The sequence below is a fragment of the Mesorhizobium sp. M1A.F.Ca.ET.072.01.1.1 genome, assembly GCF_004023325.1.
Lineage (GTDB): Bacteria > Pseudomonadota > Alphaproteobacteria > Rhizobiales > Rhizobiaceae > Mesorhizobium.
Genome location: NZ_RZSF01000035.1, coordinates 1 through 20,948, shown reverse-complemented (window position 1 = coordinate 20,948; position 20,948 = coordinate 1). Strand labels below are relative to the sequence as shown.

General features: G+C 63.6%; 16 protein-coding genes and 1 pseudogene. 7 read left to right on the top strand and 10 right to left on the bottom strand.

Annotated elements, in window-relative coordinates; all coding sequences use genetic code 11:
- The 5 genes and pseudogenes from EOA32_RS07950 to EOA32_RS07925 all read left to right on the top strand — a co-directional run bounded on the left by EOA32_RS07950 (position 1) and on the right by EOA32_RS07925 (position 5,554).
- Positions 1–783: an ABC transporter permease gene (locus EOA32_RS07950; RefSeq protein WP_128371410.1), complete on the top strand. Its 783-nt coding sequence runs from the start codon at positions 1–3 to the stop codon at positions 781–783.
- On the top strand, positions 780–1,844 hold the full coding sequence (locus tag EOA32_RS07945; protein WP_128371409.1) for an ABC transporter ATP-binding protein: 1,065 nt from the start codon (positions 780–782) through the stop codon (positions 1,842–1,844). The genes EOA32_RS07950 and EOA32_RS07945 overlap by 4 nt, the downstream gene beginning before the upstream one ends.
- A 4-nt stretch (positions 1,845–1,848) precedes the next feature.
- Complete coding sequence (locus EOA32_RS07940; protein WP_066989531.1) at positions 1,849–2,610, top strand: MBL fold metallo-hydrolase; 762 nt, start codon at positions 1,849–1,851, stop codon at positions 2,608–2,610.
- Between the two features lie 420 nt (positions 2,611–3,030).
- Positions 3,031–3,804, top strand: a complete 774-nt coding sequence (locus tag EOA32_RS07930) for an NAD kinase (protein WP_067321550.1) — start codon at positions 3,031–3,033, stop codon at positions 3,802–3,804.
- Between the two features lie 224 nt (positions 3,805–4,028).
- Positions 4,029–5,554 (top strand): annotated as a pseudogene (locus tag EOA32_RS07925) (DEAD/DEAH box helicase).
- 104 nt (positions 5,555–5,658) lie between these two features.
- Here the strand turns inward: EOA32_RS07925 and EOA32_RS07920 are convergent.
- From EOA32_RS07920 to EOA32_RS07885, 8 genes are all read right to left on the bottom strand, one after another.
- Positions 5,659–6,267, bottom strand: a complete 609-nt coding sequence (locus tag EOA32_RS07920; protein ID WP_066989524.1) for a hypothetical protein — start codon at positions 6,265–6,267, stop codon at positions 5,659–5,661.
- Between the two features lie 246 nt (positions 6,268–6,513).
- Positions 6,514–7,164, bottom strand: a complete 651-nt coding sequence (locus EOA32_RS07915) for an OmpA family protein (RefSeq protein ID WP_059184805.1) — start codon at positions 7,162–7,164, stop codon at positions 6,514–6,516.
- A 100-nt stretch (positions 7,165–7,264) separates the two neighbouring features.
- Positions 7,265–7,633 carry a GFA family protein gene (locus EOA32_RS07910; RefSeq protein WP_128371408.1) on the bottom strand — a complete coding sequence of 123 codons (369 nt, stop codon included), beginning with the start codon at positions 7,631–7,633 and terminating at the stop codon, positions 7,265–7,267.
- Positions 7,634–7,801: 168 nt separating this feature from the next.
- Positions 7,802–8,179: a hypothetical protein gene (locus EOA32_RS07905; protein ID WP_128371407.1), complete on the bottom strand. Its 378-nt coding sequence runs from the start codon at positions 8,177–8,179 to the stop codon at positions 7,802–7,804.
- Between the two features lie 299 nt (positions 8,180–8,478).
- Positions 8,479–8,904, bottom strand: coding sequence for a GFA family protein (locus EOA32_RS07900; RefSeq protein ID WP_095778679.1), 426 nt, complete (start codon positions 8,902–8,904; stop codon positions 8,479–8,481).
- Between the two features lie 48 nt (positions 8,905–8,952).
- Positions 8,953–10,084, bottom strand: a protein-coding gene (gene prfB / locus EOA32_RS07895; protein WP_127246966.1) for a peptide chain release factor 2 whose coding sequence is annotated in 2 segments (ribosomal slippage) — positions 8,953–10,017 and positions 10,019–10,084 — 1,131 coding nt in all. Because the reading frame shifts where the segments join, the coding sequence is not laid out codon by codon here.
- Between the two features lie 126 nt (positions 10,085–10,210).
- Entirely contained in the window at positions 10,211–12,667 is a 2,457-nt protein-coding gene (locus EOA32_RS07890) for a penicillin-binding protein 1A (RefSeq protein WP_128371406.1), read from the bottom strand.
- Positions 12,668–12,899: 232 nt separating this feature from the next.
- Positions 12,900–14,156 carry an N-acetylmuramoyl-L-alanine amidase gene (locus EOA32_RS07885; RefSeq protein ID WP_095778678.1) on the bottom strand — a complete coding sequence of 419 codons (1,257 nt, stop codon included), beginning with the start codon at positions 14,154–14,156 and terminating at the stop codon, positions 12,900–12,902.
- Positions 14,157–14,793: 637 nt separating this feature from the next.
- On the opposite strand from EOA32_RS07885, the gene EOA32_RS07880 reads away from it, so the two are divergent.
- Positions 14,794–17,745 carry a ribonuclease E/G gene (locus EOA32_RS07880; RefSeq protein WP_128371405.1) on the top strand — a complete coding sequence of 984 codons (2,952 nt, stop codon included), beginning with the start codon at positions 14,794–14,796 and terminating at the stop codon, positions 17,743–17,745.
- A gap of 98 nt (positions 17,746–17,843) precedes the next feature.
- On the opposite strand, the gene EOA32_RS07875 is transcribed toward EOA32_RS07880, so the two are convergent.
- Together EOA32_RS07875 and EOA32_RS07870 are read right to left on the bottom strand one after the other, a co-directional pair.
- The gene (locus tag EOA32_RS07875; protein ID WP_189406992.1) at positions 17,844–18,773 is read right to left on the bottom strand and encodes a glutaminase; all 930 of its coding nucleotides are present in this window, start codon (positions 18,771–18,773) and stop codon (positions 17,844–17,846) included.
- 5 nt (positions 18,774–18,778) lie between these two features.
- A complete protein-coding gene (locus EOA32_RS07870) occupies positions 18,779–19,927 on the bottom strand; it encodes an aminotransferase class I/II-fold pyridoxal phosphate-dependent enzyme (RefSeq protein WP_095778675.1) in 1,149 nt (382 codons plus the stop codon).
- Between the two features lie 210 nt (positions 19,928–20,137).
- Between EOA32_RS07870 and EOA32_RS07865 the strand changes: the two genes are divergently transcribed.
- On the top strand, positions 20,138–20,948 hold an 811-nt coding region (locus tag EOA32_RS07865; RefSeq protein ID WP_245499204.1), incomplete at its 3' end, for a M48 family metalloprotease.

Below are 20,948 nucleotides of genomic sequence, written 5' to 3'. Positions count from 1 at the left end.
ATGCGTGCTGCCGTCCGCCTCGCCGCCTGGCTCTACGCGATCGCCGTCTACGGCTTCATCTTCCTGCCGGTGGTCGTGCTGATACTGTTCTCGCTGCAGGCGACCTCTTTCCCGATCCCGCCTTTCACCGGCCCGTCGCTGCGCTGGTACCAGGCGGTGCTGTCCGATGCACGCCTCACCTCCGCGCTGGTCAATTCGCTGCTGGTGGCGGTGCTGTCCTCGCTCGCATCCGTTACGCTCGGCTTCCTTTCCGCCTGGGGTTTCGCGCGCTTCGTGCTGCCGGGCTCGGCCCTGCTGCGCGGGCTGATCACGCTGCCGCTCACCGTCAGCTATCTGATCATCGGCATGGGGCTGCTGGTGCTGTTCAACTGGGCCCGCGTGCCGAAATCGCTCATCGCCGCCGGCATCGGTCATGTGGTGATCAACCTGCCGCTCTGCTTCGCCATCATCTACAGCCAGATGGGCGACCACCAGATCAACATCGAGCGCGCCGCGCGCGACCTCGGCGCTCCCGAATGGAAGGTGCTGCTGATGATCACGGTGCCGGTCATGGCGCCGGCGATCTTCGCCGGCTTCTTCCTGTCGATGACCTTCTCCTGGGACGAGTTCGTCATCTCCTTCCTGCTCACCCGATTCGAGACGACGCTCCCGGTCGAGATCTGGAACCTCTTGCGCTCCGGCCTCAATCCCAAGACCAATGCCGTCGGCTCGCTGGTCTTTGCGGTTTCCATTGTGCTCGTGGTGCTGTTCGAATTGACCCTGCTGCGGAGAAAGCCGGCATGAGCGCCCCATTGGTCGACATCCGCAACGTCTCGCATCGTTTCGGCCACCTTCCCGTTTTGAAGAACGTCTCGCTCGCGATCGAGCCCGGCAGCTACACGATCCTCCTCGGCCCGTCCGGCTCCGGCAAGACGACGCTGCTTTCGATCCTTGGCGGCTTCGTCACCCCCAGCGAAGGCAAGGTGTTCATTCGCGGCGCGGATTGCACCGCCGTGCCGCCGGCCAAGCGCCCGACGACGACCGTCTTCCAGGACTACGCGCTGTTCCCGCATATGAGCGTCGGTAAGAATGTCGACTTCGGGCTGCGCATGCAGGGCGTCGATGGCGCGACGCGGACGGCAAAGGCACGCGAAGCGCTCGCCCTCGTCGGGCTTGCAGACTCCTTCGACAAGAAGCCGCACCAGCTCTCCGGTGGCCAGCGCCAGCGCGTGGCGTTGGCGCGTGCGCTGGTCATCGAGCCGGCGGTGCTGTTGCTCGACGAGCCGCTCGGCGCGCTGGATCTTAAGCTGCGCCGGCAGATGCAGGACGAGTTGAAAGCGATCCAGAAGCGGGTCGGCACCGCTTTCGTCCATGTCACGCACGACCAGGAAGAAGCGATGGCCCTGGCCGGCCATTGCGTGGTGATGAATGATGGGCGCATCGAGGACGAAGGACCGCCCGAGCGAGTCTATGCGCGGCCGAAGACTCGCTTCTCGGCGACCTTCATGGGCGAAAGCACAATTCTTGCCGGCAAAGCCGGCGAAACACAGGATGGACGCGTCGCAGTGGCGACCAGGCTCGGGCCGATCTCGCTGCCCGGCACGGCGCCGGCTGGCGCGGCTGTGGCGCTTGCCATCCGGCCCGAGCACCTCATCCTTGCGGGAGCGAAAGGCGACGTTGCGCTCGGCACCGCCAGAGTGAGCGACGCCGTCTTCCAAGGGAGCTTCAAGCGGGTGCTCGCTACCTCGGTGCAGGATCCTGCATTGCAGTTCATCGCCAAGGCACCAGCTCCCGCGACCGTCCAGGCCGGCGACACGGTCGCGGTTTCATGCGACGCTCAAGACATCATCCTGTTGGCGGACTGATCCAATGAGCATGCTTCCGGTCATCGAGGCTCCGGACTGGTACGAGAGCATCCGCATGAGCGACGACGTCACGCTCATCCATGAGCCATGGATAAAGCCGTTCTTCCGCTGCAACATCTGGCATGTGCGCGGCCGCGACGGCGATCTTTTGTTTGATACCGGCCTCGGCCATTTCAGCCTGCGGCGCCATGTGCCGCTGGTCACCGAACGCAAGCTTGTCTGCGTCGCCAGCCACACGCATTTCGACCACATCGGCTGCCACCACGAATTTCCGGATCGCTGCGTGCATTCGGCTGAAGCCCAGATCCTCGCCGATCCGCGCAACGAGCGGACGGTCGCCGACCGCTACGCGACTGACGATATGTTCGACGGCATGCCCGACGGATGGGATACGGCCAGCTACCGCATCCCGCCTGCGCCGGCCAACCGGCTGCTTGAGCATGGCGACGTTGTCGATCTCGGCGATCGTGCCTTCGAGGTCATCCACACGCCTGGCCACTCACCCGGCGGCATCGCGCTCTACGAGCGAAAGACCCGCATCCTCTTGTCCGGCGACATCGTCTATGACGGGCCGCTGATCGACGACGTCTACCACTCCGATATCGGCGACTATGTCGAGACGCTGCTTGCCATGCGCGACCTCGACGTCTCGGTCGTGCATGGCGGCCATTTCCCGAGCTTCGGCAAGGTGCGCTACCGCCAGTTGATCGACGAGTATCTTGCGCAGAAGCGGCAGGCGGGCTGTCACCTGCTGCAGAACCGCTAGCGCTTTAAAGCGCCCTTTGCGGACAGGGCATCCCGGCGGCGTCGCCGCAGCGGGAGGCCGTCGGATGCGGCCGCTGGCTCATCTCCTCCGAGTGGCGCACAAGCTCGGCGAACATGAGGGCGAAACTTCCCATCATCAGGAAGACTATGATCAGACGCGTCACTGGCAATAGATAGGTCTCTCGACTGGCCAGCCCCCGCCAACCCATCCACTGCCGGCTAACATGATCGATCCGGCTTTACGAGTGTTTAAGCCTGGTCTTAACCATTGCAGCCATCACATTCGTTGCATGGCTGTCACGAAGCGCGAGCGCCAACGCCTATCCGCCTGGCGGGGCACCGCCCTTTGCAGATGCGGTCGGCGCATGCTACGCCGTCGCCTGCGCGACCGGCAGGCGGTAGCGGTCGCCGTTCGGGATCCATGAGCAAAGAAACCAGCCGTTTCGCCTTCGTCTCTTCCGACACCGACGACGCCCGCGCGGCGCTGGAAACCCTGTCGGCGCGCTATGGGCAAATACCTGTCGCCGAGGCGGAGATCATCATCGCGCTCGGCGGTGACGGCTTCCTGCTGCAGACGCTGCGCGACACGATGAGCACGGGCAAGAAGGTCTACGGGATGAACCGTGGCACCATCGGCTTCCTGATGAACGAATATCGCGCCGGCGGTCTCGATGAACGCATTTCGAAAGCGGTATCCGAGACGATCCGCCCACTGGAAATGCAGGCGGTGACTCACGAGGGCGAAACGATCTCGGCGCTGGCGATCAACGAAGTGGCGCTTTGGCGCCAATCCTATCAGACCGCGAAAATACGCATCACCGTCGACGAGCAGGTGCGGCTGGAGGAATTGAACTGCGACGGCGTCATGATCGCGACACCCGCTGGTTCGACAGCCTACAATCTGTCGGCGCACGGGCCGATCCTACCGCTCGACGCGCCGCTTTTGGCGCTGACGCCGGTGAGCCCCTTCCGGCCCCGGCGCTGGCGCGGCGCGCTGCTCTCCAACAAAGCGATCGTGCGCTTCGACATATTGGAGTCGGAAAAGCGCCCGGTGAACGCCGCCGCCGACCACACCGAGGTCAAGGCGATCGCCTCTGTCACGGTGCGGGAATCGCCGACCGCGACGGCGACGTTGCTGTTCGATCCCAATCATTCATGGAACGAGCGTATTCTTGCCGAGCAATTCCGCTATTGAGCCGGTAGAAGACAATAACCCGGATTAAGCATCGCAATTAAGGTTACGTGTTCACAATCCGCCGGATTCCCGGCCGTTTCTGTTGACAAATCGCGGACTTGCGCCTAACTGCAACCCGATCTTGCAGGCGCGCGGCGCCCGCCGCAACGCGTGTTGCGATTTTTCCCGAACCAGCCAAAGACAGCCACAACTTGTCCGCAGACACTCAGACCGCTCAAGAAGCGTTGACGTTCACAGACCTCGGCCTGTCGCCGAAGGTCCTCTCCGCAGTCACCGATGCCGGCTACACCAAGCCTACCCCGATCCAGTCCGGCGCCATTCCGCATGCGCTGCTTGGCAAGGATGTGTTGGGCATTGCCCAGACAGGCACCGGCAAGACCGCTTCCTTCGTGCTGCCGATGCTGACCCGGCTGGAAAAGGGCCGTGCGCGTGCCCGCATGCCGCGCACGCTGATCCTCGAGCCGACACGCGAGCTCGCCGCCCAGGTCGAGGAAAACTTCGTCAAATACGGCAAGAACCACAAGCTTAACATCGCGCTGCTGATCGGCGGCGTCTCCTTCGAGGAGCAGGACAAAAAACTGGAGCGCGGCGCCGATGTGCTGATCGCCACGCCCGGCCGGCTGCTCGACCACCGCGAGCGCGGCAAGCTCTTGCTCAACGGCGTCGAGATCCTCGTCATCGACGAGGCCGACCGCATGCTCGATATGGGCTTCATCCCGGATATCGAGCGCATCTGCGAGATGATCCCGTTCACGCGCCAGACCCTGTTCTTCTCGGCGACCATGCCGCCGGAAATCACCAAGCTCACCGAAAAATTCCTGCATGCGCCGGTGCGCGTCGAGGTATCCAGAGCCGCTTCCACCGCGACCAGCATCACGCAGCGCCTGGTGAAGTCAGGCTCCAAGCCGTGGGACAAGCGCGAGACGCTTCGCAATCTCATGCGGACCGAAGAGTCCGATCTGAAGAACGCCATCATCTTCTGCAACCGCAAGGTCGAAGTGTCGGAGCTTTTCCGCTCGCTGCTGAAGCATGATTTCGACGCCGGCGCGCTGCATGGCGACATGGATCAGCGCGCCCGCATGCAAATGCTCGCCAATTTCCGCGATGGCAAGCTGCGCTACCTCGTCGCCTCGGACGTCGCAGCCCGCGGCCTCGATATTCCAGACGTCAGCCACGTCTTCAACTACGACGTGCCGATCCATGCGGAGGATTATGTCCACCGTATCGGGCGCACCGGCAGGGCCGGCCGCTCGGGAAAATCCTTCACCATCGCGACGCGCTCCGACACCAAATATGTCGACGCCATCGAAAAGCTGATTGGCACCAAGATCGAATGGCATGACGGCGACTGTCGACGGTCGCCGAGAGCGAAGGCGAAGAAGCGCCTCGCCGTGGCCGCGGCGCGCCGCGGCGCGCCGGTCGCAAGGACGAGGACCGCAAGGGCCGTGGCGAGCGCAAGAAAAGCGCGGACCGCCACGCCAGGCACAGCGACGACGAGACGCCGGAGACACCACGCGAAGAGCAGCCGGTGGCCGAGATTGCCGATATTGCCGAGCGCCGCGCCCGCAAGGATGCGATCCGTTCCGAGAACGACCGCAAGGGTTCCGATAACCGCAACGAGCAGCGCGGGGCTTCCCGTCCTCACCGCGACCACAACCGCCCTGCCCGCCACCGCCACGAAGAGGACGACGCGACCGTCGGCTTCGGCGATGACGTGCCCGCCTTCATGCGCATCGTCGCGAAGGTCTGACCTCAATACAGCGTCGGCAACAACGAGGCGGCCCCGAATGGGGCCGTTCCTCTACTGCCGGTTCGCTCGAAGGAAGCGCTTTGCCGGGATTGTCCTGCTGCCGCTTACATCGGCCCGGGCATCATCTTGGTCGGCTTCTCCAGCATCGGAAACTCGGCGTCGCTGCATTTCACCTTCGGGTTCGTCGGGCTGAACATGCCGTTCGGATTGTCCCTGAACAGCCAGGCGTGAAGATCGTAATGGACGAACTCCTTCGGGATGAGCGGATAATGCCCCTCCATCGGGCCCATGAATTTCTGGCCAAATAGGCTCGGTGGTTCCTTGACATCCGGAGTCAAGGGCACCAGCCATTCTACGGCGACCAGCTTCAAGCCTTTCTTGGTCGGTTCGTAAATGAGCACGTTGGGCTTCATCGGGTCGAGCTTCTGGCCAACGCTCGGAACGTTGACGAAATGGATGCCCATGGCGCCCTTCGGATATTCCATCGTGCCCGGAATCTTCTCGCCCGAGTAATAGACGCATCCGACGGTCGACAGATAGAGGTCGCGAACGGCGGCCGTGTAGTCCTCATATTTGGCCAGCGATTTTTTCAGAGCTTCGATGTCGGCCTTGTTGGCGTCTTCGGCCCGGGCCGTGGCGGCTCCAACCCATGCGCCCAAGAGGCCGGTCAAAACGAGGACGCCGCAGCGCCCAAGGCGAGTCGTTCTTGTCATGCATTCCTCCCAGATTCTTGAACTGGCCGTGCAAGACCGAGGCGGAAAAATGCTGATTGCGCGGCCGGTTGTACCGCCTCGTCCCCGCTGGACAGCGTCGATGCTAGTCCTTTCCAAGGCGATGGAAAGGCATCAATTAGAACTAGCTAAGGCCCCGACGCATTTTCCCATCTCGAGGTCAAAAACAAAACGGCCCTCGCGGGGCCGTTTTGCATAGTAGAGTAGTTCTCCTGGCAGCAGCTTCTATCAGGTCAGCGGCGACAGCTGGATCTCGACGCGACGGTTCTGGGCGCGACCGGCAGCCGTCGCGTTGGAAGCAACCGGACGTGTCTTGCCGAAGCCGGTGACGGCGAAGCGGCGGGAATCGACGCCCTGGCCCGACAGGTAGTTGGCGACGGCCAGCGCACGGCGCTGCGACAGGTCGAAATTGTGCTCGTCGCCGCCAGTCGAGTCGGTGTGGCCGAAGACGTCGACGGTCGTCTGGCGGAACTTGTTCAGCACCAGCGCCACCGAGTTCAGCACCGGATAGAAGCCCGGCTTCACCGCGTCCTGGTCGACGTTGAAGGTGATGTCGGACGGCATGTTGAGAATGATCTGGTCGCCGCTGCGGGTGACGCTGACGCCGGTGCCCTGCAGCTGACGGCGAAGCTCGGCCTCGTTCTGGTCCATCGTCGCGCCGATCGCGCCGCCGGCAAGGGCGCCGATGCCCGCACCGATCAGCGCGTTGCGGCGGTCGTTGCCGCCGGCCAGCAGACCAAGGCTGGCACCCGCCAGCGCGCCGAGGCCGGCGCCGGCCGCGGTGTTGGAGATCTTCTGGTCGCCGGTATACGGATCGGTGGTGGTGCAGGCGCTCACGAGCACAGCCGTCGCCACGACGACGAGCACGGTCTTCTTCATAAGATTGTCCCTCTCCAAATCGCGGCCGTTGCAGCCACGCCAAATCAGCCCTTCGGCACGCGTTGTACCATGAATTGCGGCAAAAAGCGGAACGGCAAAGCTACCAGAGGTTCTTGCCGTCGATCACCACCACTTCGACCCTCTCCAGGTCGAAGTCGTCGAACAGGCGAGAGTTGACGCTGATCCTCGGGTTGTCGAAGTCGGGCTGGCCCGTCGACCAGTCCGGCGTTTCGGTGAAGGTGCCGCAGCCGCAGGTCGAGCAGAAACCATGCTTTATGGTTTTCGAGCCCCAGCGGTAGAAGGAGACGTTCTCAGGCCGGCTGGTGAGCTTGAATTGCGACGGGACGTAATAGGCCCAGAGCGACCCGCGCTTGGAGCAGAATGAGCACGTGCATTGCGTCACCGTCTGCGGCGCCTCGGAGACTTCGAAAGTCGTGGCCTTGCAGTGGCAGCTTCCCTTGATGATCATGGATCTCTCCGTTGTCCGCCGCCCGCCCCGCACAGTTCCGTGCGGAAGACGCCGCGGAACTTCTGTGGCAGCAAGGCAACATAAACAAGTGGTCTTGACAACCGTTCGTGAGCAGGCGCGGCAGCGCCCGGTCGAGAGCTCACATGGCACTGCCTGGCCGCGGCAATCCTAGTAAGAGGGCGGCGGCACGAACAGGCAGATGGTCTTGCCGGCGTCCAATCCGGCCTGGTGCGCGCACCAGTGATATTCGCCATCAGGCGAATTCTTGACCCGCTTGTCGCTGTAGGCGACCACCTCGCCCGTGCCTTTTATCACATAGCCTTCCGGCCGCTCGCCGATCGATGTCTGTGGCACCTCCTTGCAGTCGTAGTTGGCGCAGCAGGCAAAGGGATAGCTCCAGGCTTGCGGAAGCACCGCCGTAGGTTTGGCGTCGTGCGCGACGGCAGTAGCGGTCAGCATCATGGTCCCGAAGGTGGCGAACAGGGAAAACAGGAGCCGGCCGGCCGGGCGAACGGCTCGGGCCGATCTTGACTTGGCAGCAGACATCGAAGCGTTCCTTTCGAGCATCAAGCGTTTTGTCGCTTGCCCGTTCCCGGAACGTGTCTTCCCAGTGGCCGGATCGTCAGTCGCAGATATGCCGCGTCCGGCCATACATGCTTCTATACCCAGCCCGAATGCTGGGCTGATTCCTTGGCCGGCGCAAGAACTGGGCGTGCCCTCGGAATCGCACCGGGGTCCAGCAGCGGCCGCAGAAAAGGGTGCGCCGACTTGGTTAACAATAACTACGACAAGCCTGCGACCAGGGGTGCCTAGGAACGAAATTCTGCCGACGGAAGTTCCGACCGTCAGCCGGTGACATGTTCACGATATTGCGGCAGGTCGTCCGTAATCGTGAACCATTGCGCCTTGGAACCGACGAAGATATGTGCACTTGGGCGAATGCTCGGATCGCCCGTCAGGGTCCCCATGGCAACATGGACGTAGGCACCCTCCCGCACCAAGGAGTAGAGCAGGGAGCCGCACTGCCCGCAATGCGCGTCGTGGCCGCCGGCATCGCCATAGATCAGCAGCCTGTCGTCGCCCGCGGTGAGATGAAACTTGTCGCGCGCGATGCCGGCAATGGGCTTGAAAGCCGACCCTGTGGTACGGCGGCAGTTCGAGCAATGGCAATTCACCGCGTAGGCGAATTCATCGGTCACCTCGTAGCGGACGGTGCCGCAGAAGCATTGCCCGGCAAGCGTACGAGCACCTGCCTTTTCCGGATTTGCCAAGGTCTCACCCCCTGCCAGCCGCCACCCGGCGGAAAGTTTTCGGAATACCTAGTCGAGGTCCGCCACCGCCTCACCTGCACCGCCCTCGATGCGATGCGACAGCGAGGCCTCCATGAATTCGTCGAGATCGCCGTCGAGCACGCTTGACGGGCTGGTGTTTTCGACGCCGGTACGCAGATCCTTCACCAGCTGATAAGGCTGGAGGACGTAAGAACGGATCTGGTGGCCCCAGCCGATATCGCTCTTCGACGCCTCGGTGGCGTTCGCCACGGCCTCGCGCTTTTTCAGCTCTTCCTCGTAGAGCCGCGAGCGCAGCATCTCCCAGGCCTTGGCCCGGTTTTTGTGCTGCGAGCGTTCGGCTTGGCAAGCAACTGCGATGCCGGTCGCGAGGTGGGTGATACGCACCGCCGAGTCGGTGGTGTTGACGTGCTGGCCGCCCGACCCGGACGAACGATAGGTGTCGATGCGCACGTCGGATTCCGAAACGTTGATCTCGATCGTGTCGTCGATGACGGGATAGACCCAGACGCTGGCGAAGGAGGTATGGCGGCGCGCATTGCTGTCGTAAGGCGAGATGCGCACCAGGCGGTGAACGCCGGATTCCGTCTTCAGCCAGCCATAGGCGTTGTGCCCCTTGATAAGCACGGTGGCCGACTTGATGCCGGCCTCTTCGCCTTCATGGACTTCCAGCACCTCGACCTTGAAGCGGCGCCGCTCGGCCCAGCGCGTATACATCCGCAAGAGCATCGATGCCCAGTCCTGGCTCTCGGTGCCGCCGGCGCCGGCATGGATTTCAAGATAGGTGTCGTTGGCGTCCGCCTCGCCCGACAGCAGGGTCTCGACCTGACGGGCCTTGGCCTCGCCCTGCATCGAACGCAGCGCCGCTTCGGCTTCGGCGACGACACCCTCGTCGCCCTCTTCCTCGCCGAGCTCGATCAGGCCGATATTGTCCTCGAGCGCCTGGGTCAGGCCTTTGACCGCCGCGATCCCCTCATCGAGGCTCTGGCGCTCCCGCATCAGCTTCTGCGCTTCCGCGGGGTCGTTCCAGAGGCTGGAATCCTCCGCGCGCGAGTTCAGATATTCAAGCCGCTTGAGGGCCGGATCCCAGTCAAAGATGCCTCCTCAGCAGGGTTATCGCCTGCCTGATCTCGTCGACAATGTTCTGCGTTTCCGCGCGCATGGCCCTTCGTTCTGTCCTGTTCTTGTCGTTTTTTTGGAATCGGCGCGATACATAGGCACGGCACCGCCGCCTGTAAAGCGAAATGGGCCGGCGTTTAGCTGCCGGCCCATTTCGAAACCTGGGAAGTCAGTAAAGGCCGCCGCCGCCGTCCTGGATCGCCTGATTGGCCTGCGGCGACAGCGCGCCGCCGGCGCCATTGGAGCCGTCCGCGCCCATGCCGATGACCCAATAGCTGTCGGCCGGGCCGGTGCCGGGCTTGAACGCCTCGATGATGGTGTTGGGGTCGCCTTCGGCCGCGCGCATGCCGGTCTTGCGGTTGATGGCGATCAGCTTCATGCCTTCCGGAACCTGGAAGTCGACATTGGGCGTGCCGTCGAGCGCGACGCGCATGAAGTCCTTGAAGATCGGCGCGGCGAGGCCACCACCCGTGGCGCCCTTGCCCAGGCCGCGCGGCGTATCGTAGCCCATATAGAGGCCGACGACGAGGTTCGGGGTGAAGCCGATGAACCAGGCGTCCTTCTCGTCATTGGTCGTTCCGGTCTTGCCGGCGATATGGCGGCCGAGCTCGGCGATGGTGGCGCCGGTGCCGCGCTGCACCACGCCCTCCATCATGGAGGTGATCTGATAGGCGGTCATCGGATCGAGCACCTGCTCGGAATTGTCGACCAGTTCCGGCTCGGGCTGGTTCTTCCATTCGGCGGCGTTGCAGCCCTCGCAGCCGCGTTCGTCCTGCTTGAACACGGTCTGGCCGTAGCGATCCTGGATGCGGTCGATCAGCGACGGTTTGATCGACTTGCCGCCATTGGCCATGATCGAATAGGCCGACACCATGCGCATGACCGTCGTCTCGCCGGAGCCCAGGGCCATCGGCAGATAGGGCGCAAGATGATCGTAGACGCCGAAGCGCTCGGCATATTCGACGACCAGCTTCATGCCCATGTCGTTGGCCAGCCGCACCGTCATCAGGTTGCGCGACTTCTCGATGCCCGAGCGCAATGTGGCCGGGCCGGCGGCCGTGCCGTCATAGTTCTTCGGCGTCCAGGTCGTGTTGCCGCTCTGGATGGTGATCGGCCCGTCCATGATCACGGAAGCCGGCGTGTAGCCGTTGTCGAGCGCCGCCGAATAGACGATCGGCTTGAACGAGGAGCCCGGCTGGCGCATCGCCTGGGTAGCGCGGTTGAACTCCGACTGCGCGTAGGAGAAGCCGCCGACCATGGCCAACACACGCCCGGTATGCGGATCCATGGCAACCAGGCCGCCTTCGACCTCGGGTACCTGGCGCAGGCTATAGGCGTTGTCGGAGCCCTCGTTCTTCTGCACGAAGATGACGTCGCCGGGTTCAAGCACTTCCGCCGGAGATTTCGCCCTGACGGACTTGCCGTTGACGAAATGGCGCATGGCGAAGCCCATGTCGTCCTTGCTGACGGTGCCCTCGACGCGGTCCTTGACGAGGTCGCCGGAGACCTGGCGCGCCGGCTGAATGCCGATCGTCAGCCCATCGGCAGAACTGTCGAGCACGACGGCGAGCGTCCACTCCGGCACGTCCTCCAGCCCCTTGACCGCGCCGAGCGGCACGCCCCAGTCGCCGGAAACGTCAATATGGGTCACCGGTCCGCGATAGCCGCGCAATGTGTCGTACTTCAGCAATCCGTTCTGCATCGCCTTGCGGGCGATGAGCTGGATTTTCGGATCGAGCGTGGTGCGCACCGACAGGCCGCCCTCATAGAGCGCATTCTCGCCGTAGCGGGCGATGATCTGGCGGCGCACCTCCTCGGTGAAATACTCGCCCGCGAACAGGTAGGAGCCGTTGCGGCGCGGCTTCACGCCGAGCGGCTCGGCCTTGGCCTTGTCGCCCTCCTCGCGCGTGACGTAGCCGTTCTCGACCATCTGGTCGATGACCCAATTGCGGCGCTCGATCGCCCGGTCGGCATGCTTGAAGGGATGATAGTTGTTGGGGCCCTTGGGCAGCGAAGCAAGGTAAGCGGCTTCAGCGACGGTGAGTTCGTTGACCGACTTGTCGAAATAGGTCAGCGCGGCGCCGGCAACGCCATAGGCGCCGAAGCCGAAGAAGATCTCGTTGAGATAGAGCTCGAGGATGCGGTCCTTCGAATAGGCCTGCTCGATGCGGAAGGCCAGGATCATCTCCTTGATCTTGCGCTCATAGGTCTGGTCCGAGGTCAGCAGGAAGTTCTTTGCAACCTGCTGCGTGATCGTCGAGGCGCCGACCTGACGCCTGCCCGAGCCGAAATTCTGCAGATTGACGATGATGGCGCGGCCGAGGCCGGTGATGTCGATGCCGGGATGGTTGTAGAAGTTCTTGTCCTCGGCCGACATGAAGGCAGCCTTGACGCGGTCCGGGATCGCCTGGATCGGCAGATAAAGGCGCCGCTCGCGAGCATATTCGGCCATCAGCGAGCCATCCGAGGCATGGATGCGCGTCGTCACCGGCGGCTCATATTTGGCCAGAACCTCGTAGTCGGGCAGATCCTTCGTCAGATGGCCGATATAGATGGCAAGGCCCGCAGCGACCAGCAGCGCCAGCGTCGTGCCGATGCCGAAGAAATAGCCGATGAGACGAATCATGCCCGCTCCAGTCCGAGGTCCGGGATTTCCTAAACGAAGCCGACAGTCGCGCAAGCTTCAGGGGCGGTCCCAATCCGCAATGGAAACCCATTGTCGCGACCATGTGGACAAAATACGGCAGCACGAAGTTTCAGGAACTCCGTCCGTCAAATAATAACGCCACGTGTTGTCGTCGCGCAACGCTGCTTGCGGTTGTAGGACGGCTCAAGGTTGTGGGCGGGTTCGGTCCCCGTCAGCCCCCAGCCCTGGCTCCCGCTTTCGCCGCGGCAAACAGGGCAACGGCATTGGTTATGCTCTGAGCCGCCTTGCCGCGCCAGTCGGCGCTGAGCAATTGCGCCTCGTCCTTGCTGTTGGAGAGGTAACCAAGCTCGACCAGAACCGAGGGCACGTCGGGCGCCTTCAGCACCTTGAAGCCGGCCGAGCGCTGCGGATTGTTGATCAGACCGACGCTGGTCGACAACTGGCCGACCAGCGTGTGCGCAAAGCTCATCGAAAAGCCGTGGGTCTCGCGGCGGATCAGGTCGATCAGGATGTCGGTGACCTCCTTATTGTCGTCCTCGATCTTTAGGCCGGCGAACTGGTCGGAGAGGTTTTCACGATCGGCGAGCGCCTGAGCCTCGGGATCGGAAGCCTTGTCCGAGAGCGTGTAGACCGTGGCGCCGCGGAGACCTCTGACGGCGATCGTATCGGCATGGATGGAGATCAAGAGATCGGCTTCGTGCTGGCGGGCGATGCGCACGCGCTCGTCGAGCGGCAGGTACACGTCGCTGTCCCGTGTCATATAGACATCATAGCTGCCGACCGCGGCCAGCTTGTCACGTAGTTCGGTCGCAAAGGCGAGCGTGACGTTCTTCTCGACCGTGCCGCCGGCGCTCTCCGCGCCGCCGTCGACGCCGCCATGACCCGGATCGATGACCACTGTGAAGCGGTGCCCAGGCGCCGAAATCGGCCCTGTGCCGACACGGCCGCCCTTGTCGGTAGAAACGGTCGAGCCGGTGGTCAGCGATTGGTTGGCCAAAGCCTCGTCGAATTCTCTTTCGGATGCGGCCGACATGTCGATGGCGACGCGATAGCCGCTGCCATCGTCATTCTTCAGCACCTCGAGCTTGTCGACGGCAAACGGTCCCTTGCCGGACAGGATCAGCCGAGAGCCTTTGCCCTGATCGCCGTAGCGAACGGCGCGCACCAGCCCGCGCGGCTTCACGTCCTTGGCGTTGAGGGCGAATCGCGTGCGCGGCAGGTCGACGACAAGGCGGCTGGGACCGCGCAGCAGGAACCACTTCACGTCCGGTTCTCGGTCGAAGGTCACGACGATGCGCATCTTGGTCGCGTCGCCGGCCATCTTGTAGCCGGTGGCGCCAAGCAACCCGTCGGCCCGCGAGGCGGCGGTCGCGCCAAGCAGGATCACCAGCAGGAAAACAGTCCTTGCCATGAGCCGCAGATATCCGGCGGCGCCACGCTCCTTGTCTGCGGTGCCTGCCAGTCCCATCTCTATTCTAGTCGCTCCCCGTTAGGCGCCTCGCGCCGGCCTGTTTGGCAGAACGGCCTGTCTGGCGGCCAACCCGATTAACGATTGGTATCCAGAGAAGGTTAACCAAGCCTTTCATGCAGCAGGTTGAGCGCCACCTTCCCCTGCGGAAGCGCTTTTTGCCGGCATCCGAAATCGGGGTTGCCTTCCAACCCGCCAAATCATAAAAGCGACATTGGATCACTGCAATCCTGGAACCGCCCGCCCTGCAGCTTCCCGCCAGGGTAAGATGTGCAAGGCGCTTCCGGGTTTCAGATGATCGCGACGATTTTCGCAGGCGTGCTCCCGTGGCAGGGGAATCGCTTGCGCGATGAAAACGGCCGGGATCTCCCGCGCCGGCTCTGTGCGAGCAAACAAGCTGGTCCGGCCAAGCCCGGGCTTCGGTTCAAAAGGTTCTGCTGGGTGCCGATGGCTTCAAGCGCAATCATGGAAAGGTCCGCATCGAACCGCGCCATTGTGGCTGCGGGCGGCACCGCCATCGCGCTCAAGCTCCGGCCGGCGGACATTCAATTATCCGGCAGCCACACAAATCCAGGCACACAGCGGCGGGGTCTGCCTCGCCAGCTGCGGCTGATGGCTGCCGGGAGGAAACGAAATAATGCCCAACAAGATGCTGATAGACGCCTCCCACCCGGAGGAAACACGCGTTGTTGTCGTTCGCGGTAACCGCATCGAAGAATTCGACTTTGAATCCCAGGACAAGAAGCAGCTCAAAGGAAACATCTATCTCGCCCGCGTAACCCGCGTCGAACCTTCCCTTCAGGCAGCCTTTGTCGAATATGGCGGCAACCGTCACGGTTTTCTCGCCTTCAGTGAAATTCACCCCGACTATTACCAGATCCCGGTCGCCGACCGTCAGGCCCTGCTGCGCGCCGAAGCGCAGGAGGCGGACGACGAAGAGGACGAGGAGGCCGAGACCGGCGAGGAACAGCAGGCGCGCGATCGCGGCGGCCGCCGCAACCGCCGGCGCGGCGGCAAGAACCGCGACCGGGCCGAGCAAAAGCGCGGTTCCGATGCTGCCGGTGCCGACGAAGGCGGCGAAAGCGCCGATGAGGTCGCAGCTTCCAGCGCTTCCGCTGATGAGCCCGGCGATGCGGCCGATACCTCGACCAAAGCCAGCGAAGGCTCCGAAACCGTTGAGACCGTAGCCGAGGCAGCCGGCGAAGAGGAGAACAAGGCCCCCGAAGCCGGCAGCGACACCGAAGAAGCCGATGCGACCGACAGCGAGAATCGCCAGCCTTCCGAGAGCGGACCCACTTCGATCGCCGCAAGCATCGATGCGGATGTGATTTCGGAACCGGTGCAGGCCGAATCGACCAGCGAGGTCGCTCCGGCCGAGGAAGCCGCTCCCAGCGACGATGATCGCGGCATGCTCGAAGAAGTTTCGTCCGCACATTCGGACGAACACGAAATCGAATCGGTCGGCGCCGAGGATGCGCTTGAAGAGGTTCGCAACCGCCGCAAGCCGGTGCGCCGCCAGTACAAGATCCAGGAAGTCATCAAGCGCCGCCAGATCCTACTGGTCCAGGTCGTCAAGGAAGAGCGCGGCAACAAGGGCGCGGCGCTGACCACCTATCTGTCGCTCGCCGGCCGCTATTCGGTCTTGATGCCGAACACCGCGCGTGGCGGCGGCATATCGCGCAAGATCACCAATGCCCAGGACCGCAAGCGGCTGAAGGAGGTCGTCGCCGATCTCGAGGTGCCGCAGGGCATGGGAGTCATCCTGCGCACCGCCGGCGAAAGCCGCACCAAGGCCGAGATCAAGCGCGACTATGAATATTTGATGCGGCTTTGGGAGAATGTCCGCAATCTCACGCTGCAGTCCACGGCCCCTGCCCTGGTCTATGAGGAAGGCAGCCTGATCAAGCGCTCGGTCCGCGACCTGTACAACAAGGATATCGACGAGATCCTGGTCTCCGGCGAGGACGGCTACCGCGAGGCCAAGGACTTCATGCGGATGCTGATGCCGAGCCATGCCAAGGTGGTTCAGCCCTACCGCGACACCACGCCGATCTTCGTGCGCAACGGCATCGAGGCGCAGCTCGACCGGATGCTGCAGCCGCAAGTGACGCTGAAGAGCGGCGGCTACATCATCATCAACCAGACCGAGGCGCTGGTCTCGATCGACGTCAACTCCGGCCGCTCCACCAAGGAGCATTCGATCGAGGACACCGCGCTCCACACCAATCTGGAGGCCGCCGAGGAAGTCGCGCGGCAGCTCAGGCTGCGCGACCTTGCCGGCCTGATCGTCATCGACTTCATCGACATGGAGGAGAACCGCAACAACCGCGCGGTCGAGAAGCGGCTGAAGGATCACCTCAAGAACGATCGCGCCCGCATCCAGGTCGGTCGCATCTCGCATTTCGGCCTGATGGAGATGTCGCGCCAGCGCATCCGTGCCAGCGTGCTGGAATCGACGATGAAGCCCTGCCCGCATTGCGGCGGCACGGGCCATGTGAGATCGGACTCCTCGGTGGCGCTGATGGTGGTGCGGGCAATCGAGGAATTCCTGCTCAAGGATTCGCGCAGCCACATCACAGTGCGCACGCCGGCGGCGACCGCGCTTTATGTGCTCAACCACAAGCGCGCCAATCTGGTCGAGCTCGAGGCCCGGTTCGGCCTGAGCATCACGCTCGAAGCCGACGAGACGCTGGGCGCGCAACACTACGCGATCTTCCGCGGCGCGGTGGCTGAGAAGCCGGAAGGCTTCGTCGAGGTGCGCAGCCTGCCGACCTATGTCGAGCCGGAAGAACCCGAGGACGAGATCGTCGTCGAGGAGGAAGAAGAGGTATCGGCTCAGGCCGAACAGCCGCGCCATCCACAGCAGGGACAGCATCCGCAGCGGTCCGAGGACGGCGAAGGCGGCCGCAAGCGCCGCAAACGTCGTCGGCGGCGCGGCGGCAAGGATCGCGACCGCGAGCATCAAGGCCATGGCGATGCCGTTTCGGCCCCTGCACCTGCGGACGCCGGCACGATTGCAGGCGAAGCGACAGCCGAGGTAACGGCTGAAGCACCGGCCGGGGCGGAAGCAGCCGAAGAGGGGCAGGGCAAGAAGCGCCGTCGCGGCAAGCGCGGCGGCAAGCGCAATCGCCGCGAGGAAGGCGAAATCCCAGCCGATGCCGATGCCGGCGATGGTTTCGAAGGCGAAGAAGCGGAAGTCGAAGCTCCCGAAGGCGCGCCGCCGGTCGCTGCAGCCGAAGAGCAGGCCGCACCCTCGCCCGACAATGACGATGTCGCGGAGACCGAGAAGCCGAAGAAGCGACGTGCGTCGCGATCGAAGAAGGCCGCCGAGGAAACCGTCTCCGAAAAAGCGCCCGAGCCGGCGGCGGAACTTCCCGCTGAACCTGTGGCGGCCGAACCGGAGCTGGCAGCGGCCGCTGCTGCTCCGAGCGAGGCTGAAGCATCCGTTAATGCCCATCCAACGCGGCGCAAACCGCAGTCGATCGACACGCCGGCTGTCCCCGTCGTTTCGTCCAACGTCAGCGAGGAAGCCAAGACCGAAGAAAAGCCGAAGCGTGCCGGCTGGTGGCAGCGGAAGGGCTTTTTCTAAGCTCTGTCAGCTCATTAGGCTTAGTTGTTAAACAGAAGATCCCGTGCCGGCGCGGGATTTTCGTTTTCTGGCCTTCCAATCTTGCGCCCCAGCACCTGCTAAGGCGCGAAGATCGACCAGTTCATCATCCTGGCGAGCTTCTCAAGCGCTATGGAGCCGAGCTTTGAATTGCCGTTCTCGTTGAGGCCGGGGGACCAGACGGCGAGCGAGGCGACGCCCGGCACGATGCCAAGAATACCGCCGCCGACGCCACTCTTGCCCGGAATGCCGACACGGAAGGCGAAATCGCCAGAGCCGTCATAGTGGCCGCAGGTCAGCATCAGCGCGCCGATGCGGCGCGCACGCTCGGTCGACACTACCGACAGCCCGGTCGCCGGGTTCCGACCGCCATTGGCGAGGAAGCGGCCGGCCATGGCGAGCTGGCGGCAGCTCATGGCGATGGCGCAATGATGGAAGTAGACGCCCAGCGCCAGCTCCGGCTCGTGGTCGAGATTGCCAAAGGACTTCATGTAATTGGCCAGAGCGAAGTTGCGGTAGCCGGTAGCGCGTTCCGATGCCGCGACCTCGCGGTCGATGATGATCGTGTCGTCGTCGGCCAGGAACTGGACGAAGCGCAGGATCTCGCCGATCGCCTCGCGCGGCTGGTGGCCGGCAAGCAGGATATCGGACACGACGATAGCGCCGGCGTTGATGAACGGATTGCGCGGAATGCCGCTCTCATGCTCGAGCTGGACGATCGAGTTGAACGGATTGCCCGACGGCTCGCGGCCGACACGCTGCCACAACGCATCGCCGACCTTGCCCAGCGCCAGGGCCAGCGTGAACACCTTCGAGACGCTCTGGATCGAAAAGGGCTGGTCGGCATCGCCGGCAAGGATGATGCGCCCGTCATTGGTCACGGCGGCAATGCCGAATTTCTTCGGATCGACCTTGCCGAGCTGCGGGATATAGGTGGCGACATCGCCACGATCGCTGCGCTCGTTTATTTCGGCGGCCACTTCCGCCAGCGCCTGTTCAAGCTCGGGCATGGCGTCTATTTCAGCCAGCTTTCGATGCGCGCCAGCGCCTCGACCATGTCGTCATGGCTGCCGGCATAGGAAAAGCGCATGGTGCGATGGCCCTGGAGCGGATCGAAATCACGGCCGGGCGTAGCCGCTACATGCGCCTCGGCCAGCATCTTGCGCGCGAAGGCCATGCTGTCATTGGTGTGCCGCGTGACATCGCAGAAGGCGTAGAAAGCGCCGTCCATGGGCGCTGCGAGCGGGAAGCCCAGCTTCGGCAGACGCTTTATCAGCAGGTCGCGGTTCCAGGCATAACGCGCCTTCACCGCTTCGAGCTCTTGCGTGGCATTGAAGGCCTCGATCGCCGCGACCTGCGACAGTTCCGGCGGCGAGATGTAAAGGCTCTGCGCGATGCGCTCGACCGGCCGCACCAGTTCCTCCGGCAGCACCATCCAGCCGATGCGCCAGCCGGTCATGCAATAGTATTTCGAGAAGGAGTTGATCACCGTCACGCCGGCGCCACAGGCAAGTGCAGTGACATCGGGCGCGGCATAGGCCAGCCGGTGGTAGATTTCGTCCGAGATCACCGCGATGCCAAGCTCGCCTGCGGTCTTCACCAACGCGGAAAGCTCGTCGGCTGGAATGACCGCGCCGGTCGGATTGGCTGGACTGGCAAACAGCACGCCTTTCAACGGCTTCTCGCGGTGTGCGCTCTTCAGGTGGTCGGCATGCAGATAGGCGTCCGAGCCAAGCTCGATCTCGACGATCTCGATGCCAAGCGCGGCCATGATGTTGCGGTAGGCCGGATAGCCGGGCGCGGCGATGGCGACGCGGTCGCCGGGATCGAACATCGCCAGGAAAGCCAGGTTGAAGGCGGCGGACGATCCGGTTGTGACGGCGATACGGGCCGGCGCGACATCAATTCCGTAATGCTCGCCATAGTGCGCGGCGATCGCCTTGCGCAGCTCCGCCAGGCCCAGAGCATCGGTGTAGCCGATGCGGCCGTGCTTCAGCGCGAGAGCTGCGGCTTCGCGGACGCCGACCGGCGCCGGGTCCGACGGCTGGCCGACTGCCATCGACACCACGGGAATACCGATCGCCTTCAGCCGGTTGGCCTCGGCCAGAATATCCATGGCGTGGAACGGCTCGACCTCGCCGCGGCGTGAAAGCGAAACGACCATCTGACTCTTCAGCCTGCCTTTGGTTGGCAAATCCACAGGCAAACCATCGCTCGCTTGCCCTGGAACTGCCGGGAGTTGGACGGCAGCGCCGCACAAATGCCCGATTGGTGTGGGGATCACAAGCGCGCAGGAAGTTAATGGCGCCGACTTTTCATCCTTCGCCCGCTCGTCTACCAGTGGACCTGTCATGTTGAGCCGACCCGATTGATGATGGATAGATCGACCGCAATAGGGCGAACCGCGCGCGGATTTGCGACGCTCCTGCTTGCCGCCGCCGTCGCGGTGTCCACTTCGCTGAGCGCCTTCGCGCAAGGCGTGCCGGTGGTGCGCGACGCCGAGATCGAGGCGCTGGTGCGCGACTATGCCCGACCGATCTTCAAGGCGGCGGGCCTCGCCAATGACGGGATCGACATCGTTCTCGTCAACGACCAGAGCTTCAATGCGTTCGTGACCGGCCGCCGCCTGTTCATCAACACCGGCGCGCTGGTGACGGCCGAGACGCCGAACGAGATCATCGGCGTCATCGCGCACGAGGCCGGCCATATTGCCGGCGGCCACCAGCAGAAGCTGCGCGATCAACTCGATCGCGCCAAGACCATGGCCATCATCGCCACGCTGCTCGGGGCGGGCGCGATCGTGGCCGGCGCCACCACCAACAGCCGCGGCCTTGCCGGCGCCGGCATGGGCGTCGCGGCCGGCGGCGGCGAGATGGCGCAGCGCAGCATCCTTGCCTATCAGCGGGGCGAAGAAATCACCGCCGACCGCTCGGCAATCACCTACCTCAATGCCACCGGCCAGTCCGGCATGGGCATGCTGAAGACCTTCGGGCGCTTTCAGAGCGCGCTTTCGCTGTCGGGCACCCAGCTCGATCCTTACCGGATCAGCCATCCGATGCCCCGGGAGCGCATTGCCAATCTCGAGGTGCTGGTCAAGGCTAGCCCTTATGTCAGCCAGGTTGACGCGCCGGCGCTGCAGCAGCGGCATGACATGATGCGCATCAAGATCGCGGCCTATATGCAAG